Raw genomic sequence first — 12,356 nt, 5'->3', positions numbered from 1 at the left:
ATTATGATAAAAAAAAAAAAAGAAATAAAAAATATTAGATTAGCAGGAAAAATAGCTGCAAAAACATTAGAAATGATTGAAAATTATATTAAACCAAATATTAACACAGAAACAATAAATAATATTTGTCATAATTATATAATTAAAAAAAAAGCTATTCCAGCATGTTTAGGATATAAAGGATTTCCAAAATCTATATGCACTTCCATTAATGAAGTAGTATGCCATGGAATACCAAATAAAAAAGATATATTAAAAAAAGGAGATATAATTAATATAGATATTACAGTAATAAAAAATGGGTATCATGGAGATGTTTCTAAAATGTTTATTTTAGGAGAAAAAAATCATTTAGGAAAAAAATTATGCAAAGCTGCTCAAAAGAGTTTATACTTATCTTTAAAAAAAATTAAACCAGGAGTTAAAATTAATATAATAGGAGAAACTATACAAAATTATATTAATAAAAAAAATTTTTCTATAGTAAAAAACTATTGCGGTCATGGAATAGGAAAAAATTTTCACGAAGAACCACAAATTTTACATTATAAAAATAAAAAAAAAATGATTCTAAAAAAAGGAATGGTTTTTACCATTGAACCTATGATAAATATAGGAAGTTGCGAAGTAGAAACTATGGAAGATAATTGGACAGTAAAAACAAAAGACAGAAAATTATCTGCACAATATGAACATACTATTTTAGTAACAAAAACAGGATGCGAAATTCTTACATACCAATCAAACGAAAAAATAAAACCTATTTTAATAAATTAAAATAATAACGTTTTTAAAATATGGATATATTATGAAAACAATAAAAAAAAAAATAAAAAAAGCTTTTAAAGAAAAAAATATTAATATAATTAAAAAAGACATAAAAACAATAAAAGCAATAAAAAAAACAATAAAATTATTAAATTTAGGAAAAATAAGAGTTTGTGAAAAAAAAAATAATAAATGGAAAACTAACCAATGGATTAAAAAAGCAATATTATTATATTTTAAAATAAAAAAAAACAAAATAAATAAAATTAAAAATAATTGTTTTTATGATAAAATACCATTAAAGTACAAAAATTATAACAAAAAAAAATTTAAAAAAGAGAAAATAAGAATAGTTCCAACAGCCACTATTCGTTATGGTTCTTTTATAGGAAAAAACACAGTAATTATGCCTTCCTATGTTAATATAGGATCATATATTGATAAAGGTACTATGATAGACACATGGTCAACAGTAGGTTCTTGTGCACAAATAGGAAAAAATGTACATTTATCAGGAGGTGTTGGAATAGGGGGAGTATTAGAACCAATACAAAATAATCCAACTATTATAGAAAATAATTGTTTTATTGGAGCAAGATCTGAAATAGTAGAAGGAGTAATTATCAGAAAAAATTGCGTTCTATCTATGGGTGTATATATTAGTCAAAGTACAAAAATATACGATAGAGAAAAAAACAAAATATATTATGGAGAAGTTCCAAAAAATTCAGTAGTAGTTCCTGGAACATTACCTTCAAAAAATAATAAATATAGTTTATATTGTGCTATTATTGTTAAAAAAGTAAATTCAAAAACATTAAAAAAAATACAAATTAATGAAATTTTAAGAGATATAAAAAATTAAAATATTTTATAAATACGGTTCGTTATAACAAACGAACCGTAATATTAAAATTATTTTATAATAAAATAAATAAAATTATTATTTTTTTTTAAATATAATACTAAAGAATTAAAATTATTTATTAAAAAATTAAAATTTTTTAATGAACTAACTACATTATTAATAGAAATAATAATATTATATTTTTTAAAATTATTTAAATTAAAAAAAAAAATATTTTTTATTCTTTTTATTTTTAAATATTTAATATTATTAATATTATAATCAATAAAAATAATATTTTTTAAAAATTTTTTTTTTATATCAATTAAAAAATTATTTAAAAAAAAATCATTTAAAAAAAAAATAACAATTTTTAAATGATGATCTCTTATAATTTTTATATTTATTAAAGAATTATTCAAAGAACAAATTAAAAATGTTTTAAAAGATAAAAAATCTATAATTCTTTTATTATTTAAAGAAATTATAATATCTCTATCTTTAAAATTAAATTTAGAGAAAAAAGAAATATTTAAAATATTACTTAAAAAAATACCCCTATTTACATTAATATTATAAATTTTAGAAAAATTTAAATCTATATTAATAATATTTAAATAAAAAAAATAACCATTATTTTTTTCATAATTTATAAATTTATTTAAAATTATTTTAACTAATTTAATAGGTATAGAAAAACCTATTCCAACATTTCCACCATAAGGAGAAAAAACAGCAGTATTAATACCAATTAATTCTCCTTTTAAATTTAACAAAGGACCTCCAGAATTACCTTTATTAATAGAAGCATCAATTTGAATAAAATTTTCATAATATTCAATACCTAAATGATGACGATTTATAGATGAAACAATTCCATATGTAACAGTATTTTCTAATCCATAAGAATTACCAATAGCTAATACTTTTTCTCCAATTTTTACTTTATCAATATTTTTTATTAATATAGAATTTAAATTATGAACATTAAAAATTTTAATAATAGCTAAATCTAAATCAATATTTTGTATCAAAATTTTTGCTTTATAAATACGACCATCATACAATTTAACATTGATATTTTTAAAATTATTAACAACATGATTATTAGTAACAATATAACCATTTATTTTATCAATAATAATTCCTGAACCTAAAGATATATTAGAAAAAAAATTTTTTTCTTTAAAATTTTTAAAATATTCATTTTTATAACACATAGAAGAATTATAAAAAGGAGATTTAAAATTACAAAAAGGAGAATTTTTTTTAAAAAAAAAACTAAAATAATTTTTAATATAAAAATTATTCGAAAAATTATCTTCAGAAAAAATATTAACTATAGTAGGTAATACTTTTTCTATTATTTCTGTAGTATTTATTTTTTTATTAAAATTATTTTCTTGAATTTCAAAATAAAAATTACTATTAATATATAAAAAATTATATAATTTTAAAAAAAAAAAAATATTAAAAAAAATACAAAAAAAAATAAAAAATTTTTTCATAATTTAATTGTAATAATAAAATATTATATTTAAAAAATTATATAATATAAAATATATTTATCATTTATTATATAAATAAAATATAAAAAACATGTATAAATAATTATAAATTAATATAATATATTATATTAAAAATATTATTTGAGGAAAAATGAAAATTCTATCTGGATCTGAAATTGTTATACAATCATTAATTGAACAAAATGTAAAATATATCTTTGGATACCCAGGAGGAGCTGTATTAGATATTTATGATACATTATATAAAAAAAAAAACAAAATTAAACATATTTTAGTAAGACATGAACAAGCAGCAACACATATGGCAGATGGTTATTCTAGATCTACCGGAAAAACAGGAGTAGTTTTAGTTACATCTGGACCCGGAGCAACAAATTCAATAACAGGAATAGCAACAGCTTATATGGATTCTATACCAATGATAATAATATCTGGACAAGTTGATTCTTCATTAATTGGATACGATGCATTTCAAGAATGTGATATGATAGGAATATCAAGACCAATAGTAAAACATAGTTTTTTACTAAAAAAAACAAAAAATATACCTATAATTTTCAAGAAAGCATTTTGGATTGCTTCTACTGGAAGACCAGGTCCAATTGTAATAGAAATTCCTAAAGATATATTAAATATTAATAATAAAATAAAATATATAAAACCAAAAAAAATAAAAATAAGATCATATAAACCTATTAAAAATATAAATATAAATAAAATACCAAAAATAATAAAAACAATAAAAAAATCAAAAAAACCTATAATATATATAGGTGGAGGAGTTATACAATCTAACAGTCATAAAGAAATTTTATATCTAGCAGAAAAATTAAATTTTCCAGTAACAACTTCATTAATGGGTTTAGGAGGATTTCCTGGTTCTCATCCTCAATGTTTATCCATGTTAGGAATGCATGGAACTTATGAAGCAAATATGTCAATGCATCATTCAGATGTAATTTTTGCAGTAGGAGTTAGATTTGATGATAGAACAACTAATAATTTAAAAAAATATTGCCCTTATGCAAAAATTATACATATAGATATTGACCCAACATCCATTTCTAAAACAATAAAAGCAAATATTTATATTATAGGTGACGCAAAAAATATATTAAAAAAAATAATTAAAATTTTAAAAAAAACAAAAATAAAACAAAAATTAAATTCTTGGTGGAAAAAAATAAACAAATGGAAAAAAAATAAAAATTTAAAATATAAAAAAAAAAAAAAAATAATAAAACCTCAATATGTAATAGAAAAAATATACAAATTAACTCAAGGTAAAGCATATGTTACATCAGATGTTGGGCAACATCAAATGTTTACCGCTCTATATTATAACTTTAATAAACCTAGAAGATGGATTAATTCAGGAGGATTAGGAACAATGGGTTTTGGTTTTCCTGCAGCATTAGGGGTAAAATTGGCATTTCCAAAAAAAACTGTTATTTGTATTACAGGAGATGGAAGCATTCAAATGAATATTCAAGAACTTTCAACAGCTATGCAATACAAATTACCTATTTTAATATTAAATTTAAATAATTCTGCATTAGGTATGGTTAAACAATGGCAAGATATAATATATTGTGGAAGACATTCACAATCTTATATGAAATCTTTACCAAATTTTTCCAAAATTGCAAAATCATACGGACACATAGGAATAAATATTAAAAATAAAAAAAAATTAACAAAAAAACTAAAAATAGCATTACAACATACTAAAAATAACAAACTAGTATTAGTAAATATTTTAATAGATCCAAAAGAAAATGTTTATCCTATGCAAATAAAAGGTGGTGGAATGAATGAAATGTATTTAAGAAAAAAAAAAGGATATTAATATGAAAACAATTTTATCTGTTTTATTAGAAAACGAATTTGGAGCATTATCTAGAGTAATAGGATTATTTTCACAAAGAGGATATAATATTGACAGTTTAAATGTTGCTCCAACACAAGATCCAACATTATCTTTATTAACAATAAAAACTATTGGAAATAAAAGATGTATTGAACAAATTAAAAAACAATTAAATAAATTAATTGACGTTTTAAAAGTTGTTAAAATAAAAAAAAATAAATATATTTCTAGAGAAATAATATTAATAAAAATAAAAAAAAAATATAAAAAAAAAATAAATAAAAAAAAAACAAAAAAAAAATTTAAATATTCTATTATTAACAAAAATAAAAAATATTTAATATTACAAAAAACAGGAAACGAAAAAAAAATAAATAAATTTATAAAAAAAATAAAAAATAAAATAAAAATAAAAAAAATTTCTAGATCTGGAATAATAAATATTTCTAAATAAAAAAAAAATAAAATAAATAAAATTAATTATAAAGAGTAAAATATGAATTTTCATAAAACAGTTTTACTAAAAGAATCCATAAAAGCATTAAAAATAAAAAAAAATGGAATTTATATAGATTGCACTTTTGGATTCGGAGGTCATTCAAAAGAAATTTTAAAAAAATTAAATAAAAAAGGATATTTATACGCTTTTGAAAAAGATCCTGAAAATTTTATAAATGCAAAGAAAATAAAAGATACTAGATTTAAAATATTCAAAAAAAATTTTTCAAAAATAAAAAAATATTCAAAAAAAAAAAAAATAAAAGGATTAATAAATGGAATATTAATAGATTTAGGAATATCTAACAATCAACTAAAAAATAAAAAAAGAGGTTTTTCATTTAAAAAAAATAGCCCTTTAGATATGAGAATAAATCAAAATAAAAAAATTTCATTATCAAAATGGTTACAAAAAGCAAAAGAAAAAAAAATATTTACAATATTAAAAAAATACGGAAATGAAAAATTTTCTAAAAAAATTTCAAAAGCTATATTTAAAAAAAAAAAAATAAAAAAAATATTAACAACTAAACAATTAAAAAAAATTATAAAAAAAACTATTCCTATAAAATATCAATATAAAAAATCTTTACAAAAAACATTTTTAGCATTTAGAATATATCTAAATAAAGAAAAAAAAACATTAAAAAAAACATTAAAAAAAATTTATTCTATTTTAGCACCTAATGGTCGTTTAGTAATTATAACTTTTAACTCTTTAGAAGATAAAATAGTAAAAAATTTTATAAAAAAAAACAGCAAAATAAATTGTAATAATATACCAATAGAAATACCTATAAAATATAAAAATATAATAAAAATAAACAAAAAAAAAATAAAATTTAAAATAATAAAAAAAATAAAACCAAAAACTAAAGAAAAATACTATAATTCTAATTCAAAAAGTGCAATTCTTAGAGTAATAGAAAAAATATAATATAATAAATAATATTAAAAATATTTAAAAAAATATTAATAAAATATTTTTAAAAAAAATAATTTTAATATAAAATATTTTATATTAATAAAATAAATATAATTATAAAAAATGAAAAAAATAATAACAATAACAAAAAAAGCAAAAAAAAAAATAAATAATATAAATAAAAAAAAAAGAATATTAAGAATATATATTAAAGGAGGAGGTTGTAATGGTTTTCAATATAAATTTAAATTAGAAAAAAAAATAAAAAAAAATGATATTATAATTAAAAAAAAAAAAACATTAATTATAATTGATAAAATTAGTATAAATTATTTAAATAAATGTAAAATAGATTATTTAAAAAATTTAGAAGGTTCAAAATTTATAATAAATAATCCAAACGCTAAAAATACTTGCAGTTGTGGTTCATCATTTAATATATAAATATTAAATTAAATTGGATATCCTATAATTTAAAGGATACCCAAAATATTTTAATTTCATTAAAATATAAAATTTTTTTTATTTTGCTTTTTCATTTAATAAATCTGTAATAGTACCTGTAAAAATATCAGCAGTTAAACCTATAGTCTCATACAATGTAGGATGAGCATGAATAGTTAAAGAAATATCTTCTGCATCGCATCCCATTTCAATAGCTAATGATATTTCAGATAATAATTCACCAGAATTTTTTCCAATAACAGAACCACCAATAATTTTATTAGTATCTTTATCAAAAATTAATTTAGTCATTCCACAAGAAGTACATGTAGCAATAGCTCTTCCTGAAGCTTTCCAAGGAAATAATGCAACTTCAAAATTAATATTATTATTTTTTGCATCTTTTTCATTCATTCCAACCCAAGCTATTTCAGGATTTGTATAAGCAATAGAAGGAATAACTTTAGGATCAAAATAATGATCCTTTCCATATATAACTTCAGCTGCAATATGAGCTTGATGCATAGCTTTATGAGCTAACATAGGAACACCAACAATATCACCTATAGCATAAATATTATCTACATTTGTACGCATTTTTTTATTTACTTTAATAAAACCATTTTTATTTAAAATAATTCCAATATTTTTTATTTTTAAAGAAGATGTTTCTGGATAACGACCTACAGAAACAATAATATTTTCATAAATTTTATCTTGCTTAATTTTTTTATTATTTTCAATATTAACTAAATAACCTAAATTATTTTTTTTAATAGATAAAATATTTGTACAATTAAATATATTAAATTGTTTTTTAATAATATTTCTAAACATAAAAACCATATCTTTATCTACCATAGGTAATAAATATTTAGAATTATCAATTACATCTACCATAGAACCAAAAGAACTATATAAAGTAGCCATTTCTAATCCAACAACCCCACCTCCTATAATTAATAAACTTTTAGGTATTTTTTTTAATTTTAATGCATCTGTAGAATTCCAAATTCCTGAAACATTAAATGGTAAATTAATTGATTTCGAACCTATTGCAATAATACAATATTTAAAATTAATTTTTATCTTTTTTTTATTATTCATAACTAAAATAGAATTTTTATTAATAAAAGAACCTTTTCCATAAACAATTTTTACGTTTCTATTTTTAGCCATATTATTTAAACCAAAATTTATTTTTTTAATAATATTTTTTTTCCAATTTCTTAATATTTTAAAATTAATTTTTGGTTTATTAAAAAATATTCCTTTATTATAAAAATATTCATTGTCTTTATAAATTTTTGCAACATGTAATAAAGTTTTTGAAGGAATACATCCAACATTTAAACAAACACCACCTAAATTTTCATAACGTTCAATTAAAACTGTATTTAAACCTAAATCTGAACAACGAAAAGCAGCAGAATATCCAGCAGGTCCAGATCCAATAACTACTACTTTAGTATTAATTATTTTTTTCATAAAAATTACCTTAATAATAATAAATTATATTAATTATAAATATTTATTTAAATAAAATTATATATATAAAAAAATATAAAATATAAAAATAAAATATATTATAAATAATAATATTTACATTAATAAATAACGTATATCTGATATAACATCATTTATATAAGATATAAATTTTCCTGCATCTACACCATTTATAACTCTATGATCATAAGATAAAGAAATTGGTAAAATTATTTTCTTCTTAAATTTATTATTAATAAAAAAATAATTTTTTACAAACTTAGAAATCCCCAAAATAGAAACTTCTGGATAATTAATTATAGGAGTAAACATTCTTCCTCCAAAAACACCTAAATTTGATATAGTAAAAGAACCACCTTGCATATCATAAAAAGATAATTTATTATTTTTAGCTTTTTTAGAAAAATTTTTTATTTTTTTAAAAATTTTTAAAATACTTTTTTTATTAATTTTTTTTAAAACAGGTATAAACAAACCATTCTTAGTATTTACTACTATTCCTATATTTATATATTTTTTTAAAATAATAATATTTTTTTTTTCATTTAAAGAAGAATTAAAATAAGGAAATTTTTGTAAAGATTTATATATAATTTTAACAAGAAAAGGTAATAAAGTTATATTATTTATTTTATCAGTAAAAAACTTTTTATTATATTTTTTTCTAAACTTTTCTAATTTAGTAATATCAATTTCTTCAAAATGAGTAACATGAGGAATTTTTTTCCAACTTTTTTTTATATTAAAAATAGTTGATTTTTGTATATTATTTAATTTTAATATTTCAATTTTTCCAAATTTATTAACATTTTTATTATTTGAAATATTATTATTTTTTTTTTTTATATATTTTTTTAAATCTTCTTGTAAAATTCTTCCTTTTCTTCCAGATCCAATTATTTTAAATTTATCAATTTTATTTAATCTAATTAATCTTCTAATTAATGGAGAAGCATAAATATTTTCATTATTAAAATTATTAGAAAATAATTTAATATTATTTTTAATATTTTTTATTTTATTTATTTTTTTTTTTTTTATTTTTTTAATATTTAATATAAATATTTTAAAATCTTTATAAATTTTTTGACCAACATTTACTAATATTTTTTTTATAAATCCAGATTTAGGAGAAGGTATTTCTATAGAAGTCTTTTTACCTTCTACATTTAACAAACCACTTTTTTTTTTAATAAAATCCCCAACATTAACTAAAATTTCAATAACTTCAACTTTGTCTGATCCAATATCTGGTAATTTAACGATAATATCCACTAATATAACCTTTTAAACTAAACGAGGGTTAATTTTATTAATATCAATATTAAATCTAACAATAGCATTTAAAACAAATTTTTTACTAATATAACCGCAATCTGATAATATTCCTAATGATGAAATAACTATATAATATTTATCTACTTCAAAATAACTTCTTAAAGATTTTCTACTATCAGATCTTCCAAAACCATCTGTTCCTAAAACTATATAATTTTTAGAAGGAATATAATTTCTAATTTGCTCAGCAAATAATTTCATATAATCTGTAGCAGCAACAGCTGGAAATTTATTCATAATTTTAGCTATATATGGAATTTTTTTATTTTCATTAGGATTTAACATATTCCACCTAATACAATCTTGCCCATTTCTTGCAATTTCAGTAAAAGAAGTAACACTATACACATCTGAACCTATTCCATATTCTGAAAATAAAATTTTAGCAGCTTTTATAACACTTCTTAAAATCGCTCCAGATCCTAATAATTGCACCTTAAAATTTTTACTACTAAATGTACAAAATTTATATATTCCTTTACATATCCCTTTTTCAGATCCTTTTGGAATAGCTGGCATTTTATAATTTTCATTTAATGTAGTAATATAATAATATATATTTTCTTGTTTTAATCCATACATTCTATTTAAACCATTATTTATAATAACAGCAATTTCATAAGCATAAGCAGGATCATATGATATACAATTTGGTATTGTTAAAGATTGAATATGACTATGACCATCTTCATGTTGTAATCCTTCTCCATTCAACGTAGTTCTTCCTGAAGTTCCTCCTATTAAAAACCCTCTAGCTTGTTGATCTCCAGCAGCCCAACATAAATCACCAATTCTTTGAAATCCAAAAATAGAATAATAAACATAAAAAGGTATCATTGGAAAATCATTTGTACTATAAGATGTTGCAGCAGCTAACCAAGATGAAGCAGCTCCTAATTCGTTAATACCTTCTTGTAAAATTTGACCAGTTTTATCTTCTTTATAATATGATAATTGTTCTTTATCTTGAGGTATATATTTTTGACCTTGAAAATTATAAATACCAAATTGTCTAAAAAAATCTTCCATTCCAAAAGTTCTTGCTTCATCAGCAATAATTGGAACAATTCTATCTTTAATAAAAGTATTTTTAATTAAAATACTCAATACTCTAATAAAAGCAATAGTGGTAGATATTTTTTTATTTTGTTTTATTAATAATGTTTTAAAATCTTTTAAAGTTGGTAATTTTAAAATTTCAGTAAATCTATTTAAACGAGTAGGTAAATAACCATTTAATTTTTTTCTTTGATTATGTATATATTTATATTCTTTAGTATCTTTATTAAATTTTATATATGGAAAATTAGGAATATCATTATTATTAATTTTAAGATTTAAACGATCTCTTATATTATACAATTCATTAATATTTATATTTTTAATTTGATGTGCAATATTTTTAGCTTCAATATCAACTCCTAAACCATAACCTTTAATAGTATGTGCTAAAATTACTACAGGTTTACCAATTACTTCTTTTGCTTTTTTAAAAGCAGAATAAACTTTTAAAGGATCATGACCTCCTCTATTTAAATTCCATATTTCATCATCAGTCATATTCTTAACTAATTTTTTCGTTTCAGAATATTTACCAAAAAAATATTTTCTAATATAAGCTCCATTTTTAGATTTAAAAGTTTGATAATCACCATCTAATGTCTCATTCATTAATTGTATTAATTTTCCAGTTTTATCTTTTTTAAATAATTTATCCCAACCACTACCCCAAATAACTTTAATAACAAACCAACCAGCTCCAAAAAATATACTTTCTAATTCATTTATAATTTTTCCATTTCCTATAACAGGACCATCTAATCTTTGTAAATTACAATTTATAACAAAAACTAAATTATCCAATTTTTCTCTAGAAGCTATAATTATAGAACCTTTAGATTCAGGTTCATCCATTTCTCCATCTCCTAAAAAAGCATAAACCATCTGTTTAGATGTATCTTTTAATCCCCTATATTGTAAATATTTTAAAAATTTAGCTTGATAAATTGCACAAATAGGACCTAAACCCATAGATACAGTAGGAAACTGCCAAAAATTTGGTAATAATTTTGGATGAGGATAAGAAGGTAAACCATTTCCAAAAACTTCTTGTCTAAAATTATTTAATTGATCACATGATATTCTTCCTTCAATAAACGCTCTAGAATAAATTCCTGGAGAAATATGACCTTGAAAATAAACTAAATCTCCTCCATTTTTATTATTTCTTGCATTAAAAATATGATTAAAACAAACCTCATATAAAATTACAGAAGATTGAAAAGAAGATAAATGACCTCCTAAATCTAATTTTTTATTAGAAGCTTTAAGCACTATCATAATAGCATTCCAACGTACAGCAGAACAAATACGATTTTCTAAAACAATATCTCCAGGGTATTTTAATTCTTTATCAAAAGGAATAGTATTAATATAATCTGTAATAAATTTAATATCATAAATTTTATTATATTTATTTTTAATATTATTAATTAATTTATTAATTAAAAAAAAAGCCCTTTCTATATTATCATTAAAAATAACTGAATTTATAGATTCTAACCATTCATTAGTTTCTATAGGATCTATATCATTAGAAAAAAAATTACTCATCTTTAATATCCTAAATAT

10 protein-coding genes are annotated in these 12,356 nt (G+C 19.3%); 6 read left to right on the top strand and 4 right to left on the bottom strand.

Going from position 1 to position 12,356, the window contains the following annotated elements; translation table 11 throughout:
- Positions 1 to 3: 3 nt before the first annotated feature.
- Both map and dapD read left to right on the top strand, forming a co-directional pair.
- A complete protein-coding gene (gene map / locus RJT27_RS00740) occupies positions 4 to 777 on the top strand; it encodes a type I methionyl aminopeptidase (protein WP_343189591.1) in 774 nt (257 codons plus the stop codon).
- Positions 778 to 808: 31 nt separating this feature from the next.
- Positions 809 to 1,633: a 2,3,4,5-tetrahydropyridine-2,6-dicarboxylate N-succinyltransferase gene (gene dapD, locus RJT27_RS00735; RefSeq protein WP_343189590.1), complete on the top strand. Its 825-nt coding sequence runs from the start codon at positions 809 to 811 to the stop codon at positions 1,631 to 1,633.
- Positions 1,634 to 1,683: 50 nt separating this feature from the next.
- Here the strand turns inward: dapD and RJT27_RS00730 are convergent, their stop codons facing one another.
- Complete coding sequence (locus RJT27_RS00730; RefSeq protein WP_343189589.1) at positions 1,684 to 3,123, bottom strand: trypsin-like peptidase domain-containing protein; 1,440 nt, start codon at positions 3,121 to 3,123, stop codon at positions 1,684 to 1,686.
- Between the two features lie 151 nt (positions 3,124 to 3,274).
- Here RJT27_RS00730 and ilvB point away from each other — a divergent pair, with 151 nt between their 5' ends.
- From ilvB to erpA, 4 genes are all read left to right on the top strand, one after another.
- Entirely contained in the window at positions 3,275 to 4,993 is a 1,719-nt protein-coding gene (gene ilvB / locus RJT27_RS00725; protein WP_343189588.1) for a biosynthetic-type acetolactate synthase large subunit, read from the top strand.
- Position 4,994: 1 nt separating this feature from the next.
- On the top strand, positions 4,995 to 5,468 hold the full coding sequence (gene ilvN, locus RJT27_RS00720) for an acetolactate synthase small subunit (protein WP_343189587.1): 474 nt from the start codon (positions 4,995 to 4,997) through the stop codon (positions 5,466 to 5,468).
- Between the two features lie 42 nt (positions 5,469 to 5,510).
- Positions 5,511 to 6,449 carry a 16S rRNA (cytosine(1402)-N(4))-methyltransferase RsmH gene (rsmH, locus tag RJT27_RS00715; protein ID WP_343189586.1) on the top strand — a complete coding sequence of 313 codons (939 nt, stop codon included), beginning with the start codon at positions 5,511 to 5,513 and terminating at the stop codon, positions 6,447 to 6,449.
- Between the two features lie 111 nt (positions 6,450 to 6,560).
- Positions 6,561 to 6,881 (top strand): iron-sulfur cluster insertion protein ErpA, encoded by a 321-nt coding sequence (erpA, locus tag RJT27_RS00710; RefSeq protein ID WP_343189585.1) that lies wholly within the window; start codon positions 6,561 to 6,563, stop codon positions 6,879 to 6,881.
- Between the two features lie 78 nt (positions 6,882 to 6,959).
- Here erpA and lpdA read toward each other — a convergent pair whose 3' ends face one another.
- From lpdA to aceE, 3 genes are all read right to left on the bottom strand, one after another.
- On the bottom strand, positions 6,960 to 8,369 hold the full coding sequence (gene lpdA, locus RJT27_RS00705) for a dihydrolipoyl dehydrogenase (RefSeq protein WP_343189584.1): 1,410 nt from the start codon (positions 8,367 to 8,369) through the stop codon (positions 6,960 to 6,962).
- Positions 8,370 to 8,483: 114 nt separating this feature from the next.
- Entirely contained in the window at positions 8,484 to 9,662 is a 1,179-nt protein-coding gene (locus RJT27_RS00700; protein ID WP_343189583.1) for a 2-oxo acid dehydrogenase subunit E2, read from the bottom strand.
- Positions 9,663 to 9,674: 12 nt separating this feature from the next.
- Positions 9,675 to 12,338, bottom strand: a complete 2,664-nt coding sequence (gene aceE, locus RJT27_RS00695; RefSeq protein ID WP_343189582.1) for a pyruvate dehydrogenase (acetyl-transferring), homodimeric type — start codon at positions 12,336 to 12,338, stop codon at positions 9,675 to 9,677.
- Positions 12,339 to 12,356: the final 18 nt, after the last annotated feature.

Origin of the sequence: Buchnera aphidicola (Greenidea ficicola), from assembly GCF_039386055.1 — a bacterium.
In the GTDB taxonomy this organism is placed as follows: Bacteria; Pseudomonadota; Gammaproteobacteria; order Enterobacterales; family Enterobacteriaceae; genus Buchnera_K; species Buchnera_K aphidicola_A.
Note: the sequence above shows the minus strand (reverse complement) of the source record. Positions and strands in the feature narration are given on the sequence as shown.

Bases quoted from the DNA above. Each gene is read 5' to 3' on its own strand.
- map (WP_343189591.1), top strand. From the start codon at position 4: ATGATAAAAAAAAAAAAAGAAATAAAAAATATTAGATTAGCAGGAAAA.
- dapD (WP_343189590.1), top strand. From the start codon at position 809: ATGAAAACAATAAAAAAAAAAATAAAAAAAGCTTTTAAAGAAAAAAAT.
- RJT27_RS00730 (WP_343189589.1), bottom strand. From the start codon at position 3,123: ATGAAAAAATTTTTTATTTTTTTTTGTATTTTTTTTAATATTTTTTTT.
- ilvB (WP_343189588.1), top strand. From the start codon at position 3,275: ATGAAAATTCTATCTGGATCTGAAATTGTTATACAATCATTAATTGAA.
- ilvN (WP_343189587.1), top strand. From the start codon at position 4,995: ATGAAAACAATTTTATCTGTTTTATTAGAAAACGAATTTGGAGCATTA.
- rsmH (WP_343189586.1), top strand. From the start codon at position 5,511: ATGAATTTTCATAAAACAGTTTTACTAAAAGAATCCATAAAAGCATTA.
- erpA (WP_343189585.1), top strand. From the start codon at position 6,561: ATGAAAAAAATAATAACAATAACAAAAAAAGCAAAAAAAAAAATAAAT.
- lpdA (WP_343189584.1), bottom strand. From the start codon at position 8,369: ATGAAAAAAATAATTAATACTAAAGTAGTAGTTATTGGATCTGGACCT.
- aceE (WP_343189582.1), bottom strand. From the start codon at position 12,338: ATGAGTAATTTTTTTTCTAATGATATAGATCCTATAGAAACTAATGAA.